This is a genomic window from Arthrobacter sp. AL12, from assembly GCF_029960645.1.
Taxonomy (GTDB): domain Bacteria; phylum Actinomycetota; class Actinomycetes; order Actinomycetales; family Micrococcaceae; genus Arthrobacter.
Genome location: NZ_JASBQY010000010.1, coordinates 22275 through 47625 on the forward strand (window position 1 = coordinate 22275; position 25351 = coordinate 47625).

22 protein-coding genes are annotated in these 25351 nt (G+C 67.5%); 8 read left to right on the top strand and 14 right to left on the bottom strand.

Annotated elements, in window-relative coordinates; all coding sequences use genetic code 11:
• Positions 1–50: 50 nt before the first annotated feature.
• The 4 genes from QK291_RS12105 to QK291_RS12120 all read right to left on the bottom strand — a co-directional run bounded on the left by QK291_RS12105 (position 51) and on the right by QK291_RS12120 (position 4671).
• Positions 51–572: a GNAT family N-acetyltransferase gene (locus QK291_RS12105; RefSeq protein ID WP_282382157.1), complete on the bottom strand. Its 522-nt coding sequence runs from the start codon at positions 570–572 to the stop codon at positions 51–53.
• A gap of 175 nt (positions 573–747) precedes the next feature.
• Positions 748–1896: a mannitol-1-phosphate 5-dehydrogenase gene (locus QK291_RS12110; protein ID WP_282382159.1), complete on the bottom strand. Its 1149-nt coding sequence runs from the start codon at positions 1894–1896 to the stop codon at positions 748–750.
• The gene (locus QK291_RS12115; RefSeq protein WP_282382160.1) at positions 1896–3884 is read right to left on the bottom strand and encodes a PTS mannitol transporter subunit IICBA; all 1989 of its coding nucleotides are present in this window, start codon (positions 3882–3884) and stop codon (positions 1896–1898) included. Before QK291_RS12115 ends, QK291_RS12110 begins: the two co-directional genes overlap by 1 nt.
• Positions 3885–3942: 58 nt before the next feature.
• Complete coding sequence (locus QK291_RS12120; protein ID WP_282382162.1) at positions 3943–4671, bottom strand: TetR/AcrR family transcriptional regulator; 729 nt, start codon at positions 4669–4671, stop codon at positions 3943–3945.
• Positions 4672–4870: 199 nt separating this feature from the next.
• Between QK291_RS12120 and ptsP the strand changes: the two genes are divergently transcribed.
• From ptsP to QK291_RS12135, 3 genes are all read left to right on the top strand, one after another.
• Positions 4871–6556, top strand: coding sequence for a phosphoenolpyruvate--protein phosphotransferase (gene ptsP / locus QK291_RS12125; protein WP_282382163.1), 1686 nt, complete (start codon positions 4871–4873; stop codon positions 6554–6556).
• A 55-nt stretch (positions 6557–6611) separates the two neighbouring features.
• A complete protein-coding gene (locus QK291_RS12130; RefSeq protein WP_282382164.1) occupies positions 6612–7034 on the top strand; it encodes a helix-turn-helix domain-containing protein in 423 nt (140 codons plus the stop codon).
• A 74-nt stretch (positions 7035–7108) separates the two neighbouring features.
• Positions 7109–7399: a hypothetical protein gene (locus QK291_RS12135; protein ID WP_282382165.1), complete on the top strand. Its 291-nt coding sequence runs from the start codon at positions 7109–7111 to the stop codon at positions 7397–7399.
• Positions 7400–7411: 12 nt separating this feature from the next.
• Here the strand turns inward: QK291_RS12135 and QK291_RS12140 are convergent, their stop codons facing one another.
• Complete coding sequence (locus tag QK291_RS12140; protein WP_282382166.1) at positions 7412–8632, bottom strand: PucR family transcriptional regulator; 1221 nt, start codon at positions 8630–8632, stop codon at positions 7412–7414.
• A gap of 267 nt (positions 8633–8899) precedes the next feature.
• Between QK291_RS12140 and ald the strand changes: the two genes are divergently transcribed.
• On the top strand, positions 8900–10018 hold the full coding sequence (ald, locus tag QK291_RS12145) for an alanine dehydrogenase (protein WP_282382168.1): 1119 nt from the start codon (positions 8900–8902) through the stop codon (positions 10016–10018).
• A 134-nt stretch (positions 10019–10152) separates the two neighbouring features.
• Here ald and QK291_RS12150 read toward each other — a convergent pair whose 3' ends face one another.
• From QK291_RS12150 to QK291_RS12175, 6 genes are all read right to left on the bottom strand, one after another.
• Positions 10153–11208, bottom strand: a complete 1056-nt coding sequence (locus QK291_RS12150; protein WP_282382170.1) for a Gfo/Idh/MocA family oxidoreductase — start codon at positions 11206–11208, stop codon at positions 10153–10155.
• A 120-nt stretch (positions 11209–11328) separates the two neighbouring features.
• Positions 11329–13041, bottom strand: a complete 1713-nt coding sequence (locus QK291_RS12155; protein ID WP_282382174.1) for an ABC transporter family substrate-binding protein — start codon at positions 13039–13041, stop codon at positions 11329–11331.
• Between the two features lie 52 nt (positions 13042–13093).
• A complete protein-coding gene (locus QK291_RS12160) occupies positions 13094–15376 on the bottom strand; it encodes an ABC transporter ATP-binding protein (protein WP_282382177.1) in 2283 nt (760 codons plus the stop codon).
• Complete coding sequence (locus tag QK291_RS12165; protein ID WP_282382180.1) at positions 15373–16383, bottom strand: ABC transporter permease; 1011 nt, start codon at positions 16381–16383, stop codon at positions 15373–15375. The genes QK291_RS12160 and QK291_RS12165 overlap by 4 nt, the downstream gene beginning before the upstream one ends.
• Positions 16384–16385: 2 nt before the next feature.
• Positions 16386–17372: an ABC transporter permease gene (locus tag QK291_RS12170; protein WP_282382183.1), complete on the bottom strand. Its 987-nt coding sequence runs from the start codon at positions 17370–17372 to the stop codon at positions 16386–16388.
• A 359-nt stretch (positions 17373–17731) separates the two neighbouring features.
• Positions 17732–18328: a TetR/AcrR family transcriptional regulator gene (locus QK291_RS12175; protein WP_282382186.1), complete on the bottom strand. Its 597-nt coding sequence runs from the start codon at positions 18326–18328 to the stop codon at positions 17732–17734.
• Positions 18329–18450: 122 nt separating this feature from the next.
• Here QK291_RS12175 and QK291_RS12180 point away from each other — a divergent pair, with 122 nt between their 5' ends.
• The 3 genes from QK291_RS12180 (at position 18451) to QK291_RS12190 (ending at position 20917) form a co-directional block, all read left to right on the top strand.
• Complete coding sequence (locus tag QK291_RS12180) at positions 18451–19014, top strand: NADPH-dependent FMN reductase (RefSeq protein WP_282382189.1); 564 nt, start codon at positions 18451–18453, stop codon at positions 19012–19014.
• A 127-nt stretch (positions 19015–19141) separates the two neighbouring features.
• Positions 19142–20434: a PLP-dependent aminotransferase family protein gene (locus QK291_RS12185; RefSeq protein ID WP_282382191.1), complete on the top strand. Its 1293-nt coding sequence runs from the start codon at positions 19142–19144 to the stop codon at positions 20432–20434.
• 51 nt (positions 20435–20485) lie between these two features.
• Positions 20486–20917, top strand: coding sequence for a universal stress protein (locus QK291_RS12190; protein WP_282382194.1), 432 nt, complete (start codon positions 20486–20488; stop codon positions 20915–20917).
• Between the two features lie 120 nt (positions 20918–21037).
• Here the strand turns inward: QK291_RS12190 and QK291_RS12195 are convergent, their stop codons facing one another.
• Entirely contained in the window at positions 21038–21319 is a 282-nt protein-coding gene (locus QK291_RS12195; protein WP_282382197.1) for a YegP family protein, read from the bottom strand.
• A gap of 271 nt (positions 21320–21590) precedes the next feature.
• Positions 21591–23189, bottom strand: coding sequence for an AMP-binding protein (locus tag QK291_RS12200; protein ID WP_282382201.1), 1599 nt, complete (start codon positions 23187–23189; stop codon positions 21591–21593).
• 217 nt (positions 23190–23406) lie between these two features.
• Here QK291_RS12200 and QK291_RS12205 point away from each other — a divergent pair, with 217 nt between their 5' ends.
• Complete coding sequence (locus QK291_RS12205; RefSeq protein WP_282382205.1) at positions 23407–23748, top strand: hypothetical protein; 342 nt, start codon at positions 23407–23409, stop codon at positions 23746–23748.
• 76 nt (positions 23749–23824) lie between these two features.
• Here QK291_RS12205 and QK291_RS12210 read toward each other — a convergent pair whose 3' ends face one another.
• Entirely contained in the window at positions 23825–25348 is a 1524-nt protein-coding gene (locus QK291_RS12210; protein ID WP_282382207.1) for a dihydrolipoamide acetyltransferase family protein, read from the bottom strand.
• Positions 25349–25351: the final 3 nt, after the last annotated feature.

Below are 25351 nucleotides of genomic sequence, written 5' to 3' on the forward strand. Positions count from 1 at the left end.
ATGTTTCCCCGAAACATGGGCATTATCTGTCTCCTCGGCGGGCACGTGGGCTACAGAATGAGCTTCATGCCCTCGTGGCTCGCCGCGAAGCCGAGCCGCTCATAAAACCGGTGGGCGGCCGTGCGGGACTTGTCCGTGGTGAGCTGCAGGAGTGAACAGCCGCGGAGCCGCGACTCGTCGATGGCCCACTGCACCATCGCCGCCCCGACGCTCTGGCCGCGCAGCTCGCTCCCCACCCGCACGGCCTCCAACTGGGCTCGCCATGAACCCCTGCGGGACAGCCCCGGCAGGAAGCTCAGCTGGAACGTTGCCACCAGGCGGGCACCCGACTCGTCCGCGGTCGCCAGCTCCCCCACGAGCAGCTGGTGCGCCGGATCGGCGTCGATCGCGGCAAACGCCTTCTCGTAGGGTGCCAGATCGGACAAATCCTCGCGGCTCGACCCGAGCTGGTCGTCGGCCAGCAGCCGGAGAATGCCGGGCAGATCGGCGCGTTCGGCATGCCGCAGGCGGAAAGTCCCGCCGTCCACGTCGAGAGTCAGCAAGGAGGTCCGGTCACGGGGGTTCGAAGTCACCAGTCCAGCTTGCCCTACCGCCCGGCGAGGTGACAGATAATGCCCATGTTTCTCGGAAACATAGGCATTATCTGTCACCTCGGCGGGTGGGGGCCGCTGCTGGGACAGACGCTGACGCCGGAACTCGGGTGGGTTCCGGCGTCGGCGGCTTTGCTTCGGCGATATTTGAAACGGACTAGACGGCGTCCGTGGCGTCGTCGACCAGGGCGGAGACTGCCGCGAACAGCGGGTGGTCCGGGGCGAGACCGGTGATCTTCGCGGTGGCCTCGCCGGCGCTGGAGGATGCCAGGATCTGCCTGAGCTCCACGGCCTCGGCGTCGGCCGGGTCGTTGAAGCGCAGGGCTGCGGCGATCGCGCCGAGCAGGGCCTCCGGCACGATTCCGCGTTCGGCGAGTTCCGCCGCCGGACCGATGAAGCGTTCGTGCCGACTGAGCTTGCGCAGCGGTGCCCGGCCGACCCGGTTCACGGTGTCCGGCAGGTGGGGGTTGGAAAAGCGGCCCAGGATCTTCTGGACATAGGCCTCCTGCTCGTCACGGTTGAAGCCGTGCTTGGCGACCAGGAGCTCTTTGGTTTCGTCCAGGACGGCGCGCACATCGGCGGCGACGTCCTGATCGGCCATGGCCTCGGAAATCTTCCCGAGACCGGCCTCGAAGCCGAAATAGGCTGCCGCGGCGTGCCCGGTGTTCACGGTGAACAGTTTCCGCTCGATGTAGGGCTCCAGGTTGTCCACGAACGTGGCACCCGGAATGACCGGCACCGCAGCGCCGAACGGTGTCCGGTCGATGACCCATTCGTAGAAGGTCTCCACGGTGACGTCCAGGCCCTGCCCGGCATCCTGGTTGGGCACAATCCGGTCCACCGCCGTGTTCGCGAACACGGCGGCCGCATCGAGGGACCCCGCGGCCGGGTCCCACTGGGCGGAGACCTCGGACTTCAGGATGTCCGTGGCGTTGATCGCGTTCTCACACGCCATCACCTGCAGCGGAGCGAGTCCGGGGGCCCTGGCGGCGATCCCCCTGGCGATCACCGGGGCCACGAACTTGAGGATATGCGGCCCCACCGCGGTGGTGACAACGTCCGCCGTCGCGATCTCCGCAATGACGTCCGCTTCCTGGCTGCTGGAATTGAGCGCGCGGAAGTTCTCCACGGTGCGGACGGTGGGCTGCTCCCCCACCTCGTGGACCCGGTAGCTGTCCGCGGCGGCCAGCTGGGTGATCAGGTCCTCTGCGACATCCGCGAACACCACCTCATACCCCGCCTCGTGCAGCAGCAGCCCCACGAAGCCGCGCCCGATGTTTCCGGCTCCGAAATGAACAGCCTTCACTATGAATTGACCTTTCCGAACAGGTCAAGGACTTCCTCGACCGTGGTAGCCGCCTCAAGCCGTGCCACCTGGGCCTTGTTGGTGAAGACCTTGGCGATCGAGGACAGGATGTGCAGGTGCTCGTTGTTGATGCCGGCGACGCCGACCACGAACTTCACTTCCTTGCCGTTCCAGTCGATGCCGTTCGGGTAGCGGATCACTGAGACCGCGGACTTCATGATGTGGTCCTTGGCGGCATTGGTGCCGTGCGGAATCGCGAGGTAGCTGCCCATGTAGGTGGACACGGATTCCTCCCGTTCGTGCATGGCGTCCAGGTAGCCGGCGTCGACGGCGCCGCGGCCCAGCAGGAGCCGGCCGGCCTCGTCGATGGCGGCATCGCGGGTGGTGGCCGTGCCGTTCAGGACGACGCTCTCCGCCACGAGGATGCCGGCGGGGCCGGTTTCCTCGGGAGCTTCGGGCGTTGCGGAGGCAGCCGCCGGGGCGCCGGCCGCGGTGGCAGCCGGAGCGTCGGCTCCAATCTCCGCGTTGCTCGACCTGACCAGCTCCACGATCTCGTCGTACTTCGGGCTGTTCATGAAGTTATCGACCGAGACGTGCACGGCGCTGGCGGTCGCCGGCGTGGCCCGTTCGGTCAGGTCCTGGTGCGTGATGACGACGTCGTAAGTGTCGGTGAGGTTGGCGATCGCGGAGTTGGTGACCTTGACGTCCGGGAAGCCGGCCGCCCTGATCTTGTTCCGCAGCACCGAGGCGCCCATCGCGCTCGAGCCCATGCCGGCGTCGCACGCAAAGACGATGTTCTTGACCGGACCGGCCAGGACTGCGACGCCGCCGGCGGCGGCAGCACCGGAACCCGTGAGCAGGGAGGACACCGAGCTCTTCTTGCCCTTCATTTCCTCCATCCGGGCGGTGGCGGCGCCGAGGGCCTCTTCCTCGGTGGCGCCCACCGGGGTCTTGCTGGCCTTCAGGATCACCGAGGCGATCAGGAAGGACACCGTGGTGGCGAACAGGACGGAGAGGGTCACGCCGACGTAGCTGTCGCGTGCGGTTGCCGCGTAGACGGCGAGGATGCTGCCCGGGGCTGCCGGCGACCGGAGCCCTGCACCGGTGACCACCAGGGTGAAGATCCCGGTCATGCCGCCGCCGATCGCGGCGAGGATCATGATGGGCTTCATGAGCACATACGGGAAGTAGATCTCATGGATACCGCCGACGAATTGGATCAGGGCCGCGCCAGGCGCGGACGCCTTGGCCAGTCCCGTGCCGAAGATCGAGTATGCGAGCAGGATTCCGAAGCCCGGACCGGGGTTGGCCTCGAGCAGGAACAGGATGGACTTGCCCTCTTCAAGCACCTGTTGTGTTCCCAGCGGCGTGAGGATGCCGTGGTTAATGGCATTGTTCAGGAACAGGACCTTCGCGGGCTCGATGAAAATGCTGGTGAAGGGCAGCAGGCCGTTGATGACGAGGAATTCGACGACGGCGCTGGCCCCGTCGCTGAAGGCCTTCACCACGGGGCCGACCACGAGCATGCCAACGACCGCCATGCCGGCGGCCAGGATGCCGGCCGAGAAGTTGTCGATCAGCATTTCGAAGCCCGGCTTGACCCGGCCTTCCCAGATCTTATCCAGCCTCTTCATGAGCCAGGCCGTGAGCGGGCCCAGCATCATGGCGCCGATGAACATGGGAATGTCCGTGCCGACGATGACGCCCGTGGTGGCCACCGCGCCCACGACGCCGCCGCGCACGCCGTAGACCATCCGGCCGCCGGTGTAGCCGATCAGGAGCGGGAGCAGGTAGGTGATCATGGGCCCGACAAGCTTGGCGAGCTCCTCGTTGGGCAGGAAACCCGCCGGGATGAAGAGCGCCGTGATGATGCCCCAGGCGATGAACGCGCCAATGTTGGGCATAATCATTCCGGACAGGAACGTCCCGAATTTCTGGACGCCTACCCGCACGCTTGTGCGGGGTTTCGCAACTGTCTCTGTTGCCATGTGATTTCCTATCCGTCATTCCTGCTGCACCGCAGGATGGTCCGATATTTTCGCGAAGCTAGCTGGTGGAGCTGGTGGAGATCCGGTGGAGCCATTCCAGGAAGAGCTTGAGTTCCGAGCTGGAGAGCTGGTCCGAGTGCGATGCCTGCAGGGCCGCGTTCAGGGCGATCGCCGCCACAACCACTGACGACTTCCCGGACGCTTCAGGACCGTTGTCCTTGGCCTGCTCCGAGGACACCGCAAAGATCATGGCGTCGCGGGTCATGGTGGACAGCTCGAGGTTGCGCTCGGGCGCCTTTTCCGTGATCAGCATGAGTGTTACCCCGACGTTGGCGGCCAGGATGCTCCTGGCCGCTTCCCGCGGGGGGACGTTAAGGTGGCCGGCGACGGCGGCCTTGTTCAGCATTTCCTCCATCAGGCCCTCGGCGTCGGCGACGACGGCCGGGCGGCTCTCGGGGCGGATATTGCCGAACATGACCAGGTACAGCTCCGGCTGGTTGAGCCCAAACTGCACATGGTTGTCCCACATCCGCCGGATATCCTCCAGCGGCTGTCCTGACGGCGCGAAGTCGCGATCGCCCGCTACATACTCCTCAAAACCCGCCGCGACGACCGCGTCGAACAGCCCCTCCTTGTCACCGAAGTGGTGATAGAGGGTCGGCGCGGTGACGCCGGCCCGCTGGGTGATCTGGCGGGTGGAAACCACGCCCCCGGCGGAGTTGGCCAGCAGCTCAGCCGCCGCACGCAGCAGCCGCGTCTTTGGCGGAAGCTGGCCATCGAAACTCATAACCGCTACCCTAGCACCTATAGCAACGCTATATGAAGTGCATCACATACAATTTTTTCAGGTACCGGAACGGCCCGCCGATATAGCTGTCAGCAGGCCGGGCCGGCCGACCGGTCCCGGACGTCCGGCCCGGATCGGACGGCTCCGGCGGTACCTGACCACCGGCTTACCGGCCCACGGCAGAGAATGAGGACCTTCAGTGCAGAACTTCCCAGGAGTAGGCGTCAGCCCAGGCCGCATCATCGGAACCATCCGCCAGATGCCCAAACCCGTCAGCGAACCGCCCGCCGGGGAGCAGCTGCCGGCCGGCGTCACGGCCGAGGAGGCGACCGCTGCACTGAAGACGGCGGCGAAGGCCGTCCACGACGAGCTGAAGGCCCGGGCCGGGACGGTCAGCGGCGACGGCAAGGCTGTCCTGGAAGCCACGGCCCTGATGGCGACGGACACGATGCTGCTCAAGTCCGCCGCCAAAATGATCGGCCGCGGCACCTCCGGCCAGCGTGCCATCTGGGAAGCCGGCGCCTCCGTCTCGGAAATGCTGCACAACCTGGGCGGCTACATGGCGGAGCGGGCCACCGACGTCCTGGACGTCCGGGCCCGGATCGTGGCCGAACTGCGCGGCGTCCCGGCCCCGGGCATCCCGTCCTCTCCCACCCCGTTCATCCTGATCGCCGAGGATCTCGCCCCGGCGGACACCGCCACCCTGGACCCGGAGAAGATCCTGGCGCTACTCACCGCCGGCGGCGGACCGCAGTCCCACACCGCGATTATTGCCCGCTCGCTGGGCCTTCCCGCCGTCGTCGCCGCAACCGGCGTCGACCAGCTTCCGGACGGCACCGAGGTCTACGTGGACGGCGCCGCCGGCCTGATCACCGCGGACCCGGATGACTCGCAGCGCGCCGCCGCCGAACACTGGGCCGCCACGGCCTCGCTGCTGGCGGACTTTGACGGCACCGGGGCCACGGCGGACGGCCACCTGGTGCCGCTGCTCGCCAACGTCGGCGGGGGCAAGGATGCCGTGGCCGCCGCGAGGCTGAACGCGCAGGGGGTGGGGCTGTTCCGGACCGAGTTCTGCTTCCTGGAGCGGGACACCGAGCCCACCGTGGACGAACAGGCCGCCGCGTACAAAGGCGTATTCGACGCGTTCCCGGGCAAGAAGGTGGTGCTCCGGACGCTCGACGCCGGCGCGGACAAGCCGCTGCCCTTCCTCACCGACGCGACGGAACCCAACCCCGCACTCGGCGTCCGCGGGTACCGCACCGATTTCACCACGCCGGGCGTGCTGGAGCGCCAGCTGCAGGCCATCGCCCGGGCCCAGCAGGAGTCCGAGGCGGACGTCTGGGTGATGGCGCCGATGATTTCCACCGCGGAAGAGGCCGCCCGCTTCGCCACTTTGTGCGCCGAGGCCGGGATCAAGACCCCCGGCGTCATGGTGGAGGTCCCGTCCGCGGCGCTCACGGCCGAGGCCATCCTCCGCGAGGTGGCCTTCGCGAGTCTGGGCACCAACGACCTCACCCAGTACGCCATGGCCGCCGACCGCCAGCTCGGCCCGCTTGCTGCGCTGAACACCCCGTGGCAGCCCGCCGTGCTCCGGCTGGTCGGCCTGACCGTGGAGGGTTCCGTCGCGGAAGGCCACAACAAGCCGGTCGGTGTCTGCGGCGAGGCCGCCGCGGATCCGGCCCTCGCCGTCGTCCTCACCGGGCTCGGCGTCTCGACCCTGTCCATGACGGCCCGGTCCCTCGCCGCCGTGGCAGCCGTGCTGAAGACCGTCACGCTGGCCGAGGCGCAGGAACTGGCCAAACTGGCCCTCTCAGCACCGAGCGCCACCGAGGCCCGCGCCTGGGTCCGGGCCAAGCTGCCGGTCCTTGAGGAGCTCGGGCTGTAGCGCCGGACCGGCAGGGGTGGTGTGGGGCCGATCCGGGGGCGCTAGGATGCACTCCATGACACTGATAGCTCCCCGGGTGACGGCCGCCCTTCCGGCTGAGGACGCGCAGAAACTCCGGTACGCCCTCAACGGCAGCGACGACATCACGGTGTTCGTCGACGGCACCGTCCACCGGCTGCCGCCCCGGGCGCGGGACGCCGTCGTGGACCTGCTGGCGCGCTTCAGCCGGGGCGAGGCGGTGACGGTCAGCAGCGTCGAGGAAATGCTGACCACGTCCCGGGCGGCCGAGCTGGCCGGGATCTCGCACACCTACCTGCGGAACATGACGGACCGCGGTGAAATCCCGGTGGAATACCGGGGCACACACCGGCGGATCCGGCTCGCCGACGTCATGGCCTGGCTGGAAAAGCAGAGGAAGAACAGTACCGCGGACGGTGCTCCCGGCCACGGGGATGACGGTGACGCGGATGCTTCGTGACGGCGTGATAAGGATCAAACAACGATCCCGGCCGTGCGCGGAAACGCGGAGAAGGCCGGGGTTACGCTTGGATTGTGGGTAAGTTCAGAGGGTGGCACATCGTGGCTGGCATTGCCGCCATGGTGCTGACAGGCATCCTCGGAAACTCCATGGGGCTCAACAACACGGCCGCCTTCATGTCCAGCTGTGTCGCGTTCGTGGCCGTCTCCATGTGGATGGACAGCCGGATCTCTCTCCGGAGGAGAGAACGAGCCCGGGAAACAGCGCGGGAGGCCGACGGCGCTGCTGCGGCTGACGATGCCGCCTCCGCACCGGACCGGCAGCTGGAGGCCGAGCGGCCCAAACGGGAGGGCCGCGGCACCTAAGCCCCCTGCCCCTCAGATTCTGGGCCGGGCCGCCCAGCGCCGCGCCTTCAGCGCCCCGTGGAGTTCCAGCCGCACCATCCCCTTGAGCGGGTCGACGCCGAGCAGCTGGCGGATCCGGCCCAGCCGGTTGTAGATGCTGCTCCGGTGCAGGTGCAGCTTGTCCGCCACTTCCTGGACCGACCCGTCATTGTCATAGAACAGCTCAAGCACCGGCAGCAGCTCGTGGTTTCGGTCGTGGTCCTCCAGGAGGCGGAAATAGACCGAGCCCGCATCCGCCCAGGCCCCCGCCCCACCGCCGGCCGAGGCCAGCAGCTGGTAGATCCCGGTGGCGCGGCAGTCCACGAGTTCTCCCAGCTGGGGATCCACCGCAGCGGCCTGCGCGGCCTGCCGGGACTGCCGGTACGCGTCGGCGAGTTCCCGGGGCCGCGCGAAGCCCTCGGAGGTTCCCAGGATGATCCGGTGGACCGGCCGGCCGGACCGCTTGGCCAGCTCCAGCTGGTAGTGGACCAGCACCTGGGCGTGGTTCGCGCGGCCGGTCGATTCCCTGAACAGGACGACCGCGTGGGTTTCCGTGCCGGCGCTGAACAGTGTGGCGTCCACGCCGATGGTGGCCTGCAGCGCGGCAGAGCGGTGGACCAGCGTGGAGGCGATCGGGTCGGAGGCGTCCGCCCAGCCGTCCGCATCCAGTACCGTCACCAGCTGCCACGGTCCGCGCCCCTGGACTTCCTTCCAGCCGGCCACGGCCGCGACGGCGTTCGACTCGCCGCGGCAGGCAGCCAGGAACTCCTGTTCGCGGCGGCGGCGGAACTCGGATTCGGCCGTGTTGGACTCCAGCAGCAGGCCCGAGAGCTGCTCCAGCTCGCGGGCCACCCCGGGCAGCTGGGCGAGGACCGTTGTCGCGTTCGGCTCATCGGCGTCGAGCTGGACCCACAGGTAACCCACCCGGAAGCCCCGCACCAGCAAGGGAACGCAGACCCGGCCGAGCATCCCAAGCTCCTCGTTGGCGGGCACGACCACCGGGCGGACCGCCGTCGCGATCCCGTGCGAGAGCTGCCAGGCGCTGACGTCCACCGGAACACGCTTACTGAGCAGGAAGTTCACCCGGACCCGGTCGGCGTGCGACTGGTTGGAGCTGTAGGCGAGCAGCTGTCCGTCGAGGTCCTCGAGTGAGAGCCCGCGGCCCAGTTGCAGTGCGACCTGCTCCACGAGCTGTTCGACGTCCTGCTGGTGCATGCTGCCACACTACTGCCGATGCCGCTCCCTGTGGAAACGCCGCAGCCAACGCCGCGGCGAACACCAACGCACCGGACAGCAGGCGACACCTGACGCTTGCCGGGTCGACAAACGTCCAGTCCGGTATTTAGGAAACCCCGGATTTCCGCGGGAAGCGGCCGCCGCCGCGAGGCGGCGCCTGTCGCTTGCCTCACAGTCGGATTTAGTCTGGAAGTACGACTTCCCCGAATACCCAGGCCCACAGGCCACCAGCATTGGAGCCCACACATGATCATCGGTGTCCCCAAAGAGATCAAGAACAATGAATTCCGCGTCGCCATGACGGCCGCCGGCGTGCACGAATTCCGCACGCACGGCCACTCGGTCCTCGTGGAGCGCGGCGCAGGCCTGGGCTCGGGCATCACCGACGAGGAATACGCCATCGCCGGGGCCGAAATCGTCATCGAAGCCGATGACGTCTGGGCCCGCGCCGACATGGTCATGAAGGTCAAGGAGCCGGTCAAGGCCGAATACCACCGCTTCCGCAAGGGTCTGATCCTCTTCACCTACCTGCACCTGGCCGCCGAGCCGGAACTGACCCAGCAGCTCATCAACTCCGGCGTCACCGCCATCGCCTACGAGACGGTCCAAGAGGGCCGCACCCTGCCGCTGCTCGCTCCGATGTCCGAGGTTGCCGGCCGTCTCTCTGTCCAGGTCGGCGCCACCTCGCTGATGGCTCCGGCCGGCGGCAAGGGTGTGCTGCTCGGCGGCGTACCGGGTGTCCGCCCCGCCAAGGTCGTTGTCCTCGGCGCCGGTGTTGCCGGCACGAACGCCGCCGCCATGGCCCTTGGCCTCGGCGCCGACGTCACCATCCTGGACATCAACATCAACCGCCTGCGCGAACTGGATGCCCAGTACCAGGGCCGGCTGAAGACCGTCGCGTCCAACGCGTACGAGATCGAAAAGTCGGTCGTCGACGCCGACCTCGTGATCGGCTCCGTGCTGATCCCGGGCGCCAAGGCTCCGAAACTGGTCACCAACGAGCTCGTTGCCCGGATGAAGCCCGGCTCCGTGCTGGTGGACATCGCGGTGGACCAGGGCGGCTGCTTCGAGGACACTCACCCCACCACGCACCAGGAACCGACGTACAAGGTCCACAACACGATCTTCTACTGCGTGGCCAACATGCCGGGCGCCGTGCCGAACACCTCCACGTACGCGCTGACCAACGTCACCCTGCCCTACGCCGTCGCCCTGGCCAACCTGGGCGTCAAGGCCGCGTTTGAACGCGACGCCGCCCTCGCCGCCGGCCTCAACATCGCCGGGGGCAAGGTGGCGCACCGCTCGGTCTCCGAGGCGCACAACCTGCCCCTCGTCGCCGACTGGCACGATCTGGTCTCGGCGTAACCGTCCGATCCCGGCATAGCCTGCCGGTCCCGGCATAGCCCGCACCGCATCGGCTGCTCCGTAACCGCCCTTTGGGACCCCCAAAACGGCGTTTACGGAGCAGCCGATTGCCGTTTAAGCAGTTTTGGCCCGGTTCAACCCAGGGCCCGGGCCTGCTCGATCAGCCGCAGCACCTCCACCGGGCCCGCCGGATCGACCGGGACCGGCAGCGCCGAGCCCGCCCCGCCGTCATGGATCTTCGCCGCCAGGATCCGGTAGAACTCCGGGTAGGCACCACGCTCGGTGGGCAGCCGGTCCAGGTGGCCGTCCCGGCCGAGCAGCCCGGCCCAGTCCCGGTCTTCGATGCCATAGTCCGGGTCCAGCGGGCTGCCGCCGGCAACGATGAAGGGCTCCTGCGGGTCCACGCCGTTCTTCGTGAAGCCTCCCGCGCTGCCCAGCAGCCGGAACCGCGGTCCCTGCTGGGCGCAGAGCATGTTCATCCACAGATGGCTCGTCACGCCGGATTCGTGCCGCAGGGCCAGGAACACGTCGTCGTCGGTCATCTCGCCGGGCCGCCGTGCAGCCAGTTCCGCGTGGGTGACCGTAGCGGGGCCGAACAGCTCGACGGCCTGGTCCAGCAGGTGCGTGCCGAGGTCGAACAGCACCCCGCCTCCATCGTCCGCCGTCGCGGCCGCCTTCCAGGCCTTCGCGACCGCCGGGGACCAGCGTTCGAAGCGGGACTCGAACCGCGTCACGGTGCCGAGCACGCCGCTCTCCAGCAAGCCTTGGACGGTCAGGTAATCGCCGTCCCAGCGCCGGTTCTGGAAGACCGTGAGCACCCGGCCCAGCCGTGCCGCGAGCCGGATGAGCTCCTCAGCCTCGGCGCTGCGCACGGTGAACGGCTTGTCGACGACGACGTCGAGTCCGGCTTCCAGCGCGGCTTTCGCGAGCGGGTAGTGGGTGGCCGGCGGGGTTCCCAGGACCAGGAGGTCCAGTTCGCCGGCGAGGTCAAGGATGTCCGCCGGGGCATCGACCAGGCGGGTGCCGGGATACCGGGCGGAGGCGGCAGCCTGCCTGCCGGCGTCGGAGGTGGAGATGACCTCGACGGAAAACGCGGGGTCGGCAGCGAGCAGGGGGGCGTGGAAGACGCTGCCCGAGAGGCCGAAGCCGGCGACGGCCGTGCGGATGGGCCGGGTGGAGTCTGTTGTCATGGTCCCCACGCTACCCCCGGGGGACCCTCCCGTCCCCGGTTTAAACGGCGACGGCCGGCACCCCCGAAGATTCAGGGAATGCCGGCCGCCGCTGCTCGAAGAGCCGTTCAGCGGTGAGTGTTACTTCTTTTCCCAGCCGAGGGTGGTCCAGTCCGGAACCTGGGACAGGCTCTTGAACAGGGACGGGCCGTAGTTGGCCAGGCCGGTGCGCACGAAGGAGATCTGCGGACCGTTCATCACAACACCCATGGAGAAGTACTTCTCCATGTGCTTCTTTTCAACTTCCATGGCGGCCTTGTTCCGCTCAGCGTTGTCGGCGATGCTGGAGAGCTTCTTGATCTCGGCATCCAGTTCGGCGTCGCCGAGTTCGTTCTCGTTCGTCTTGGAATCGTAGAACTGCTTGACGGAGTCGGTCGCGTCCGCCCCCACGGTGTAGCCGGAGACGGACATGAAGAAGTCTCGGCTGCCCAGGACCTTGCCGAAGTCGGCGGAAGCGCGCTGGTCGATGCCAACATCCATGCCGCCGGCCTTGAGCTGGTTCTGCAGCGTCTGCGCGAAGGCCAGGGTGGTGGGATCGTCACCGAAGTTGCTGATCTTGAAGGCGGCGGGCACACCGTCCTTTTCCATGACGCCTGCGGCGTTGGCCGTGTAGCCGGCGTCCGTCAGGACCTTCTTGGCGGCCTCGGCGCCGGTCTCCTTGACCGGGAAATTGTCCTGGTAGTACTTGGAGAACGGCAGCAGCATCATCGATCCGGAGCTGGTCTCTTCCCAGTTCAGGCCGTTGAAGCGGACCTTGCGCAGTGCTTCGCGGTCGACGGCGGTGAAGATCGCCTTGCGGATGGCGACGTCGGTCATCGGCGCCTTCTGCGCGTTGAGGTTCAGGCCACCGGCGAAGAGGCGCTGGCCGCGGCGGATCTCCGAGTCCTTGGTGCCGTCAAGCTGCTTGTACGGGGTGATGGTGTTCGCGGACACACCGTCGATTTCACCGTTCTTGAAGGCGGCGATGGCGGCGCTGCTCTCAAGCTGGCGGAAGACTACCTTCTCCAGGACCGGCTTGGTGCCCCACCATTTGTCGTTCTGGGCGAGCGTGACCGTCTTGGCGGCACTGTCGTATTTGTCGATCTTGAACGGCCCGGCCATCCATTCCGGGTGCATGTCGCCGGTGAAGCCTTCGTTGAAGAGCGCCGGGGTGTTCACGGCCGGGTGGAGCAGGCCGGTGAAGAGGGAGTCCAGCGGGTAGACCGGCTGGGTGGTGGTGACAATAACTTCCTTGTCGCTGGAACCGGCCTTGACGGACTCGACGAACTCGTATGCGCCGGAGCTGACGATGTCGATGTCCTTGTTCTCACCCTTGAGCATGTTCCAGGTGTTTTCGAAGGCCTTGACGTCGATCGGAGTGCCGTCGTTGTACGCGGCCTTCTCGTTCACCTTGATGGTGATGGTCTGCTTGCCGTCCTTGACCTCGCTCTTGACGTCCTCGCAGAAATCCTTGTTCGGCGTGGCGGTACCGTCGAAGTCGAAATTCCAGCAGCCCCACGTGCCGGCCTGGTCGATCGGGCGGTGCAGGGCGGTGTTATCCGCACTGTTGCCGTTGTTGGAGAACCCGTTGAAGTCCGGACCGATGTTGCCCAGCGGCAGGGTGACGGTGCCGCCCGGCTGCAGGTCCTTGGCATCCTTGGCGTTGATGCTGACCAGCTTGGCCAGGTCACTTCCCGCGTCCTGGCCCTTAGCGGTCTCGGGACCCTGTGCAGCCCCGCCGCCACCGCCGCAGGCGGTCAGCGCAAGCGCGGCAACGACGGCGGTAACGCCGCCGATCTTGGTCAGATTCTTCATGTGTTCCCCTTCATTCATTTTGGTGCGAGTTGTGATGCGTGTGACTGGTAGGTCAGGTCGTTTCGTGGACAACGAGCATGTCCGCGTCCAGTTCGCCGTCGGGATAAAAACAGGCGAATTGCTGGTCTGTGGGAGCCTCGGGGGCGGCCCGGCGGCCGGCGGCGGCCGGGCGCACGGGGGCTCCGGCGCCGACAGCTGCCAGGGAGTGGGTGACTGTCAGCAGCCCGGGCTCCTGGCTCAGGCACTTCTGCTGCTTCGCCGGCGGCAGCGCCGCGAAGACCGGGCAGCGCGTGGCGAAATTGCAGCCCGTGGGCGCTTCCAGCGGCGAGGGCAGATCACCCTGCAGGATGATGCGTTCGCGGGTGCGTTCCAGGACCGGGTCCGGGACCGGAATCGCGGAGAGCAGGGCCCGGGTGTAGGGGTGGCGCGGATTGTCGAAGACGCTGTCGACGTCGCCGATCTCCACGATTTTGCCGAGGTACATCACGGCAACCCGGTTGGAGATGTGCCGGACCACGGACAGGTCGTGGGCCACCATCAGGTAACTCAGCCCCAGTTCCGCGCGGAGCTGGTCCAGCAGGTTGATGACGCCGGCCTGGACGGACACGTCCAGGGCGGACACCGGCTCGTCCAGGACCACGAGTTTGGGGTTCACCGCCAGGGCTCGGGCGATGCCGATGCGCTGCCGCTGGCCGCCGGAGAACTGGTTGGGGAAGCGGTTGACGTGGTCCGGCTGGAGGCCCACAAGCTCCATCAACTCCATGATCCGCTTCCGGATCTGGGGTTTGGCCATGCCCGCGTTCTCCAGCGGTTCGGACAGCACTTCAAAGACGGTGAAGCGCGGGTCGAGGGCGCCGGTGGGGTCTTGGAAGACCATCTGGAGTTCCTTGCGCATGGCGCTCTTGGTCTTGGCGTCGGAGGCTTCCTTGTTGCTGAGGCCGCCGATGACCACCTCGCCGTCCTGGTCCTTGTGGAACTCCATGATCTCCAGCAGGGTGGTGGTCTTGCCGCAGCCGGACTCGCCGACGATCGAGAAGCACTCGCCCTCGCGGATGTCGAAGCTCAGCCCGTCGACCGCCTTCACCGTGCCGATCCGGCGTTTGAGCAGGGCACCCTTCATCAGCGGGAAGTGCTTCTTGACGTCCCTGAGCTCCAGCACCGTCCGGCGTTCCGCGCGCGGGATCGCGTCAAAGCGTGACACCGGAACCGCCGGGGCCTTGAAGATCTCGCGGACGTCCACTTCCAGGCCGAGGGAGTCAGTCTTGATGCAGGCGGCCATATGCGGCAGGCCGCTGTCAGGGCTGGTCCCGGCCACGGGCCACAGCTCCGGCTCGCCCTGCAGGCAGGCGTTGCTGACCAGCGGGCAGCGCGGCGCGAAGGAACAGCCCGTCGGCGGGTGGATGAGGTTCGGCGGGATACCCTCGATCGGCACCAGCGAGGACTTCTCGGCCACGTCAATGCGCGGCACCGCACCCAGCAGGCCCATGGTGTACGGCATCCGGGGGTTGTAGTAGATGTCGTCGACGCTGCCGGTCTCCACCGGCTTGCCGGCGTACATCACCATGATGTCGTCCGCGATGCCGGCGACGACGCCGAGATCGTGCGTGATCATCACGACGGCGGCGCCGGTTTCCTCCTGCGCGGTGTGCAGCACCTCCAGGACCTGCGCCTGGATGGTGACATCGAGCGCCGTCGTGGGCTCATCGGCGATCAGCACGCGCGGGTTGTTGGCAATCGCGATGGCGATCATAACGCGCTGGCGCATACCGCCGGAGAACTCATGCGGGAAGGCCTTGATCCGGTCCTTCGGGCTGGGGATGCCCACCATGCCCAGAAGCTCGACGGCGCGCGCCTCCTTGGCCTGCTTGCTCATGGTGGGGTTGTGGACCGTGAGCGCCTCGATGATCTGGTTGCCGACCGTATAGACCGGGGTCAGGGAGGACAGCGGATCCTGGAAGACCATGGCGATGTCGTTGCCGCGGTGCCGGCACATGGCCTTGTCACTGAGTCCCAGCAGTTCCTTGCCCAGGAGCCGGACCGAACCGGAGACCTCCGCCGTCGGGGGCAGCAGGCCCAGGATGGCCATGGAGGTGACGGACTTCCCGGAACCCGACTCGCCGACGATGCCCAGCGTCTTGCCGGCGCGGAGGTCAAAGTCGATGCCGCGGACGGCGTGGACCTCCCCGTTTTCGGTGTTGAAGCGGACGTTCAGGTCCCGGACGGAGAGCACCGCATCCGCCGGGGCATCACCTGCGGCGTGCAGCCCGGCGACGTGCAGGCGCTCGACGGCGGAGCGGTCGGCGGATTCGGTGCTGGCGGTCATTTCGTGGCTCATGTGGTCTTCTTCTGTGCGAACTTCTGGGCCTTGCCGGACGTGCTCTTCGCGGGGCGGCTCTTCTTGGCGCGGCCTACGGAGCTGGAGCTGGGATCGAACGCGTCACGCAGGCCGTCGTTCATCATGGCCAGCGACCCGGTCAGGAGGAACATGACGGTCAGCGGGACCCAGAACATCCACGGGAAGGTGGAGACCTGGGAGGTGGCCTGGCCGATCAGCACCCCGAGGCTGACGTCGGGGACCTTGATGCCGATTCCGATGAAGGAGAACGCCACCTCGGCCAGGATCGCGCCCGTGATGCCGCGGGTGATGTCCAGGACCAGCAGGGAGCCGATGTTCGGGACGAGGTGCCGCCAGACGATGCGCCGCGGCGGGATCCCCATGTACTGGGCAGCCTTGACGAAGTCGCGCGACATGAGGGACATCGAGAGCGAGCGGATGAGCCGGGCGGTGCCCATCCAGCTGAAGACCAGCAGCACGATGATCAGCAGCAGCCAGCTGGGCAGGGACTTTTGCAGGCCGTTGCCGCCGCCGCTCGTGGCCACGGCGACGACCAGCAGGGCCGGCATCATGATCAGGGCTTCGAGGACGAACAGCATGACCTTGTCCACCTTTCCGCCGAAGTACGCCATGGTGCAGCCGTACACGGCGGCGATCAGGACCGAGACCAGGCCAACGACGAGGCCGATCAGGATAGAGATCCGGGTGCCCTCCACGGTCAGGGCGTATAGGTCGATCCCGGCCTGGGAGGTGCCCAGCAGGTGCTCTGCGGACGGCGGCATGCCGATGTTGAACGGGTCGATCGTCTCCTTGTCCCAGCTGGTGAAGAAGCCGCCGACAAAGGAGAACAGGGTCAGGGCCAGGAAGATGGCGAGGCCGACGACGGCGGTCTTGTTGCGCAGGAAGCGGCGGAGGATGATCGAGGACTTCGCGATGACGACGTCGTTGTTCTCGATTTTCGCCTCGCCGGCGACGGCGGCCGGGTCGATGGTGTTGAGGTTTGTCATGGTTACTGCACCCGCACTCTCGGGTCGACCAGCGTGGTGGCGAAGTCCGCGAGGATCGCGCCGATCGCGAAAATCACGGAGCCGTAGGCGAGGGTCGCCGTCGCGGCGTTTACGTCCTGCAGGGCAATCGCGTCGATGCTCCAGGAGCCGACGCCATGCCAGGCGAAGATCTTCTCGGCGAAGAAGCCGCCGGCGAAGATAGCGGGGATGGTGAAGGCAATGCTTTGCGCAACGGGGATGAAGGACACCCGCAGTGCGTGGCGGCTGATGGCCTGGTTCCGGGTCAGCCCCTTGGCCCGCGCCGTCCGGACAAAATCGGCGTTGACGTTGTCCAGGAGGTACTGGCGCTGGGCGATCTGGTAGGTGCCCCACCCCACGATCGTGATCGCGAAGGTCGGCACCGCGTAGTGCGCCAGCATGTCCACGAACTGCACCCAGCCGCCTCCCTCCAGCCCTGGCGTGGAGATGCCGGTGACAAAGAAGATGCGTTCACCGACCGTCTCGTTGATGTTGATGGCACCGAGCTGCACCAGGAAGTAGGCGATAGGCGCCGGCACGATGTAAACGAGGTAGCTGTAGGAGGTGATCACCCGGTCCGAAGCCTTGTACTGCCGCGCTGCCGTGTACACACCCAGGGCGATGCCGATGATCAGGGTCAGGACGATTGAGGCCAGGAACAACCGGGTCGAGATCCAGACCCGGTCGCCGAATTCGGCGTTGATGAACGCGCCGTTGGGGCTGCGTCCCCAGTCCCAGCGGGTGATGATCGCCGTGAGCCACTCAACGTAGCGCTCCCACGCGCTGAGCTCCGGGTCAAGGCCCTTGAGGCGGAACGAGTTGGCCACCTGCTCGGGGGTGGGCCGCGGGATCCGCTCCTGCTCCAGCAGCGCCGGCTGCAGGGTGTTCACGGCCAGGAAATACCCGGCGGTGGTGGTCAGGAAGATCATGAACACGTACGTAATCGCACGTTTGGCGAGGTATCGGAGCATGGGACGGCTAGTTCTGGATCGCCGTCGTGTGTGCGGTGGCTGCCGATGCCGGAACGGTATTTTCTGCCTCGGCGTGCGCAGGGGTCCTGACAAGATTCACAGCTGATCCTTCCGTAGTCCCCATCCGGCAGGGGGTCACCGCTGCCGATCCGGGATCTTGGCCAGCGGGTAGCTGGCCGACCGCAGGCCTGTCGGCAAGTCCTGGTGGACTATGTTGCGGGTCACATTCCAGAGGAAACTATCACATGGACGCTCCCGCCGGATGCCGCTGAACGCGGCATTCCGTGTGTCAGGTATCAGATCGTTATGAATAATTCCGGGGAATTGATTTGCTGAGCCCCCGCGGCATCAGGGTTGGGCTAGGCCCCGCGCACGACGCGCGAGACCAGCTCGCGCCAGGACGCGGCGAGACGCTCCGGGTCAATCTGGTGCACGCGGACGGCGTGCAGGATCCGCTCCGGTTCCACGACGGCACTCAGTGAGGTGGCCATCAGCCAGGGGTCGGCCGTCAGCCCCGCTTCCCGCAGCAGCATCTCCAGATGCCTGTGCCAAAGCACGGCTGCCGGTACGTCGAACCGGTTGTAGGCGGACACGTCCGCGGCCCGGGCCAGCTCGCCGAACTCCAGCACCCAGGCGATCCGCTCCTCGCCAAAGGCGATGAGCCGCTCCAGCGGCGGGGCGCCGGGGCCCAGCGGCGGCGGGCCGAACATGAAGCGCCCCTGGAACCCGGCCTCCGCGTCGCTGAGCAGCGTCATCATCAGACCGGCCCTGCTGCCGAACCGGCGGAAGACCGTCCCCTTGCCCACGCCGGCCCGCTGCGCCAGGGTGCCCATGGTCAGGCCGTCCGCCCCGCATTCCTCGATGAGCTCGCGGGCAGCGCGGAGGACCAGCTGGCGGTTGCGGGCCGCATCGCGGCGTTCAGGCTCCAGGCCCGGGCGGATTGGGATCAGGCTCACAAGGCACATTCTAGTCCCGGGGAATAGAAACGGACCGCAGTCCGTTTTGCTCTGTGAAGGCCGGCAAGGCCTCCATCATCAGCCAGCCGCAGCATCACGCGGCACGACACCCAGGAGTTCACATGTCCAAGAACACCGTTCTCGCCCTGGTCGGCAGCCTGCGCGCCGATTCCACCAACCAGAAGCTGGCTGAAGCCATCCAGATCAACGCCCCGGAGCAGGTGGAGGTCCTCATCCACGACAGCCTCGGCAACATCCCGTTCTACAACGAGGACATCGACGTCGAGGGCCAGGTTCCTGCCTCCGCAGCCGCCCTGCGTGCCGCCGCGAACGACGCCGACACCCTGCTCCTGGTCACTCCGGAGCACAACGGCACTGTTCCCGCCTCGCTCAAGAACGCCATCGACTGGCTGTCCCGCCCCTTCGGCGCAGGCGCACTGAACGGCAAGCCGACCGCCGTCGTCGGCACCGCCTTCGGCCAGTTCGGTGGCGTGTGGGCCCAGGATGAGGCGCGCAAGGCCGTCGGTATCGCCGGGGCCCGGGTGCTCGGGGACGTCAAGCTGGCCGTCCCGGGCTCCATGGTCCGCTTCGCCGAGGTCCACCCCAAGGACGACCCCGAGGTTGTTGAGCAGATCAAGGCCGTCTTCGAGGCGCTGGAAGTGTCCCGCACGGTCTCCGCAGCGTAGTCCCCGCTCCACTCCGGACACCCCCGGCCGCCCTCCTGCGGCCGGGGGTGTTCCGAGTCCGCGACCCCGACGGGATCTTGGAAACAAATGTTTCCCCTATGGCAACAGGGGTTGTATTCTGGGGGATGTGACCCACGAAACACTTGATGCCGCCGCAGAAGTACTCCCGGCCGAGGCAATTGACGCGATCGAACGTGCGGCTACGTCCGCCCACCGCCACGAGGACCTGTTCTCGGAGCGCGCAGCAAATATCAGGCAATCGGCCGTCCGCGACGTCTTCGACATTTCGATGCGCCCCGGCCTCGTCTCGCTGGCGGGCGGCAGCCCGTACCTCCAGTCGCTGCCGCTGGAGCGGCTGGGCCAGACCGCCGCGAAGATCATCGCCGAACAGGGCATGACCGCACTGCAGTATGGCGGCGGCCAGGGCACCGAGGAACTCCGGACCCAGGTCTGCGAAGTAATGGCCGCAGAGGGAATCCTGGACGCCAAGCCCGAGAACGTGGTGATTACGGCGGGATCGCAGTCCGCCCAGGACGTGGCGACCAAGGTCTTCTGCAATCCGGGCGACGTGGTGCTGGTCGAGGACCCCACCTATGTCGGCGCCCTCAACACCTTTGAGGCGTACCAGGTCCAGGTCGCCACCGTGCCGATGGACGACGACGGCATCATCCCCGACCTCCTGGAGGCCAGGATTGCCGCCCTGCAGACCGCGGGCAAAAACATCAAGTTCCTGTACACCATCCCGAGCTTCAACAACCCCTCCGGGGTCACCCTGTCCGCCGAGCGCCGGCAACAGGTCGTGGATATATGCCGCAAGGCGAATATTCTGGTGCTGGAGGACAATCCCTACGGCTTGCTCCGCTTCGACGGCAAACCGCTCACTCCGCTGCGGGCCGCCAACCCGGACGATGTGATCTACATGGGGTCCTTTTCGAAGATCTTTGCACCCGGGCTGCGGATCGGCTGGGCCCTCGTGCCGGCGCACCTGCAGCGCCGCTATTACCTGGCGTCGGAGGCTGTCACCCTGTGCCCGCCGACCCTCAACCAGATGCTCGTCTCCGCCTACCTCCGCGACTACGACTGGCGCGGCCAGATCGAGACGTACCGGGGGCTGTACAAGGAGCGCTGCGACGCAATGCTGGCCGCCCTCGACGAATACATGCCCCCAGGGCTGAGCTGGACCCGCCCAGAGGGCGGCTTTTTCGTCTGGGTCACGCTTCCCGACGGCGTGGACACCTATCCGCTGTTGAAGAAAGCGATCGACGCCGGGGTGGTTTTCATCCCGGGCGCGGCCTTTACGCATTCCGACGAGCCCTCCAACAAGATCCGCCTGGCCTTCAGCGCCGTCCCGCCGGAGTCCATCCGCGAAGGGGTTCGCCGGCTGGCGCCGGTCCTGCAGGAAGCCATCGCCGCCCTGTAGCCTGAGTCATCGGTGCACGTCCGAAGACTTTTGTTGACCAAGGAGCACATCATGACCGGAATTATTGTTGTCGGCGTCGACGGCAGCGAAACTGCCCTGAAGGCCGCGCAAACCGCCCGTGACCTGGCCGCCTCGCTTGGGGCCACGCTTCATGTGGTCAGCGCGTTCGACAGCGACAGGACCGAGGTCTTCGGCAGCGGCAGTGACAAGTGGATTGTCTCCGACGCCGGGGACGCCGAAAAGGTTGCCCGCGGCGTTGCCGACAGCCTTCGCACACCCGCAGTTCAGGTGACGTACGCCGCCGCCCGCGGCAAGCCGGCCGAGGCCCTGATCGACGAGGCGGCCCGTTCCGGCGCCCAGCTGATCGTGGTCGGAAACCGTCGGATGAAAGGCCTGGGCCGCGTGCTCGGGAGCGTTGCCAACTCCGTGGCCCACAACGCCCCCTGCGACGTCTACATCGCCAAGACCGACTCGTCCGAGTAGGCGCGCACCGCGACCGCAGGGCGGGAGTTCACCGGCACGTACGGCGGCATCCGGTCACCCCCAATGGTGATCGGCAGCCGCCGGGCCGGGAATTCCGTGTCGGCGTTCGCGGCGGCCTTGTTACGGACGCGGCGGGGTAAGGCTCTCCGGGGCGGGGGAACGCCCCGTCTCGTCCGAGATGTGGGCCGCGGCGGCGCATTCCCGCACGGCCTCAACACCCTCCACCGCAGCGGCGATGTCCGGGTAGTCGCGGGAGAGCGCCAGCACGGCCCCGTTCCCGTCAAGCATGCGGATGCGGAAACCGCCGCCGTCGACACGGACGATCTCAAATTTGCCGGGCCCCGTGGGCCGGGGGATTTCAGCGACCTTCAGGGGGCCGGACCGCGCCGGCGCGTGCGGCACGGTCTGAGGCGGGGCATGCGGCACGGTTCGAGCCGGGGCATGCGGCACCGTTCGAATCGCGTGTGCGCGTTGGGCTGAGGAAGCCAGGACGGGGGGAATCTTTTGCACGGTAGCTCCACGATGGGGTTCCAATGGCCGCGTCCTGACCTACCACCAACTATACGCCGTGGAGGCAGCCCCCGGGATTAGCTGCGTCACATTCTCCGGCCGGCATCGATTTGGCGTCCGCTGGCCACCGTTCCAACGGCCCAGGGCCCGCCGGCGATAGGGCTTACCCGGTAGCTGCGCCTGCCGTCTTGAGCATCCGTCGCAGGATCTTGCCGGAGGAGGACTTTGGCACCGCGTCAATGAACTCGACCCTGCGGATCTTCTTGAAGGGCGCCACCCTGGCCGCCACATACTCCATCACCGCGCCCTCGTCGAGGCCCTCGCCGGTGTTCCCGGGCTGGCGCACGACAAACGCCATCGGCACCTCCTGCCCGTCGGCGTCGGAGGTTCCGATCACCGCGGCGTCGGCGATGCCGGGGTGGGTCAGGAGCAGCGCCTCAAGCTCCGCCGGGGCGATCTGGTAGCCCTTGTACTTGATCAGTTCCTTGAGCCGGTCCACGATCGTGACCACACCGTCGGCGCGGACGGTGGCGATGTCCCCGGTGTGCAGGAAGCCGTCGGCGTCGAGGGTGTCCGCCGTCTCCTCGGGCCGGTTGAGGTAGCCGAGCATCACGTTCGGTCCGCGGCACAGCAGGTGTCCGGGCGCGCTGGTCCCCTCGGCCGGAATTTCGATTTCCTCCCCGGTGGCAGGATCCAGCAGCCTGCAGTCCATATTCGGGACGGTATAGCCAACCGAACTGACGGGAACCGCCGTGGCGTCCACCGGGATCAGGTGGGACACGGGGCTCATCTCGGTCATGCCGTAGCCCTGCAGCACCCGGCAGCCAAGGCGCTCCGCCAGCCTGCCGCCCAGTTCGCCGTCGAGCGGGGCCGCGCCGGACAGGGTGGTGTGGACGGAAGTGAGGTCATAGTCGGCGACCATCGGGTGCTTGGACAGGGCCACAGCCACGGGCGGTGCGATGAACAGGTAGCTGCACTTTTGGTCCTGGATGATCCGCAGGAACTCCGCCAGCTCAAATTTCGGCATCGTGACCAGGCAGGCACGCTGGCGCAGGGCAAGGTTCAGCAGCACGGTCAGCCCGTAGATGTGGAAGAACGGCAGGAGGGCCAGCAGGCGGTCCTCCGGAGTGACCTTGAGCAGCCCGCGGGACTGCTCCGCGTTCGCCACGAGGTTCCGGTGGCTGAGCATGACCCCCTTGGGCCGGCCGGTGGTCCCGGAAGAGTACGGGAGCACCGCCACGTGGGTGGCCGGATCGAAGCTGACGTCCGGCGCCGGGGCACCCGCCGTGAGCAGGTCCCGCAGCGAGGGATGGCCGGCGGCGCCGTCGAGAACGACGAGCCGTTCAGCCGGGATTCCGGCCCGGGTGGCAGCTTCCTGCGCCCCGGGGAGCAGTGCGGAGACGGTGAACAGCCACTGAGCGCCGGCGTCGGCGAGCTGGAGGGCGATCTCGTCGGCCGTGTACAGGGAGTTGACGGTCGTGACCGTCGCGCCGGCGCGCAGCAGCCCGTGGAAGACAACGGCGAACGCAGGGACGTTGGGGCACAGGATCGCCGCGACGCCGTGGAGGCCGAGGCCCTGGGCGGCGACGGCTCCGGCCACGGCATCGATCTGCCCCACGAGGGCCCGGTAGCTGGTCTCGGCGCCGCTCGTGCCGTCGACGACGGCGATCCGGTCCAGGTCTGCGTCCTCCAGGCCGCCAAAAAGGTAGTCGTACAGGCTGACATCGGGGATTTCCACATCGGGGAACGGGCTCGAAAACACGCAACATCTCCTTTGATCCGCGTCCGCCCCGCTGGCGGCGGCTGGTGCCACTCTAGTGCCGACCGGACTGTCTGGACAGGGACCGCGCCGACCCGCGCCACAGGGCCCGGGGGCGGGATCATGCGGATTACGGCCCGCCGCAGACTCGTTCCGGCGGTAAAATTGGAAGTGACTCCGCTGGCGTGGACGTCCAATTTCTTAGTTCCAGGGGATGAAAATGCCTACCCTTCAGCGCCGCCAGCTCGTTGGCCACGACATTCTCCTGGCCCGGCACGGCAACCACATAACCACCATGCGCGTCGACCGCCGGGGGGACCGGGTGATCGCGTTCCTGGATGACGGCTCCACAGACAGCGCCCCCAACAGGATCTCCCCCGGCCGGCGCATGCCCGGAACGTCACGGCTCGTCGTCCGCGGCGACTGGAAGCTATGTGCCGCGGTGACCGCATGTACCGCCGGCTTTGCCGGCGTGACGTTCACCGCGGCCCTCGCCGTGGCCGCCGCGATCAGGGGCGATCCGGCCATGGCCGAACTGCTGTCAAGCTACTCAGGGACCTAGCCACGCCCCGGGCCTCGCGACGTTCCGGCCCGCCGCCCGAGCCTGGCGGCGGGGGTCCGCGCTGGTCCCCTGCTGCTCAGTCCAGCAGCAGGGCAGGCTCTTCCAGGATTGACGCGACGTCGGCCATGAACCGTGCCGAGAGGTCGCCGTCGACCACACGGTGGTCGAAGGAACCGCCGAGGGTGGTGATCCAGCGGGGAATCACTTCGCCGTCGAGGACCCAGGGCTTCTGCTTGATGGTGCCAAAGGCCACGATCGCCACCTCGCCGGGGTTGATGATCGGTGTGCCCGTATCGATCCCCAGGGCGCCGATGTTCGTGACCGTCAGCGTGCCGCCCTGCATCTGCACGGGCTGGGTCTTGCCGGCCCGTGCGGTCGTGGCGAGCTCGTTCAGGGCCAGGGCCAGCTCCTTGAGCGACAGGTCCTGGGCGTTCTTGATGTTCGGGACCATCAGGCCACGGGGCGTGGCGGCGGCGATTCCGAGGTTCATGAAGTGCTTGACATGGATCTCGGCGGAGTCGCTGCCGTCCGGGTTGTCCACCCAGCTCGCGTTGACGCTGGGGTTCCGGGCTGCGGCCCAGATGACGGCCTTGGCCAGGATCAGCAGGGGCGAGACCCTGATGCCCTCGAAGTCGCGGGAGGCCTTGAGGCGCTTGACGAACTCCATGGTCCGGCTGGCGTCGACGTCGACGAAGATGCTGACGTGCGGCGCCGCGAAGGCGGACTCAACCATGGCCCGAGCCGTGGCCTTGCGGACGCCTTTGACCGGGATCCGTTCGATCCGCTGTTCCTGCGGGCGGCCGGTCTTGCCCCAAAAGGTGTCCGCCTGGTCGACCTCGGCGTCGCGCTGCGCCTGGTAGCTCACCAGATCCTCGCGGGTCACTTCGCCACGTGCCCCGGTGGGGACGACGTCGGCCAGGTCGATGCCCAGGTCGCGGGCGATTTTGCGCACGGGCGGCTTGGCCAGGACCCTGCTGACCAGGCCGCTGATGGCTCCGCCGAGGGTGGGCCGCTGGTCGAGACTGTCCGCTGGCGCCGGGCGCTCGGCGTGGGTGACGGCCTCCGGGCTGATCCAGATGTCGTGCGCCTCCACAGGCTCGGCGAGCGGGACCGGTCCGGCGACGGGGCCCGACGCGGGCGCCGTCTGCGCGGCGGGCGCGGCCACCCGCCGGCGGCGTTTGACGGCGTCGGCCTTGGGACCGGAGCCCACCAGCGGGCCGCCGGCCGGGCCCCCGGCCGCTTCGCCGGCGTCGGAGGCATCCGCTTCCAGCTTTCCGTACATCGGAGCGTAGGGTGCCGGCTGCGAGGCCGGAGCCGGGGCGGCCGGCGCGGAGCCGGAGGGTGCCGCGTCGGAGGGTGCCGCGTCGCTCACGCTGATGATCGGGGTCCCGACGTCGACGCTCAGGCCCTCGGGGACGAGCAGTTCGGTGACGGTGCCGGCGAATGGCGAGGGCAGCTCAACGAGGGATTTTGCGGTCTCGATTTCGCACAGGACATCGTTGATGGCCACAGTGTCGCCGGGTTTGACCTTCCAGGCGACGATCTCGGCCTCGGTCAGCCCTTCGCCCACGTCGGGGAGGTTGAACTTGTGGAGTGTCATATT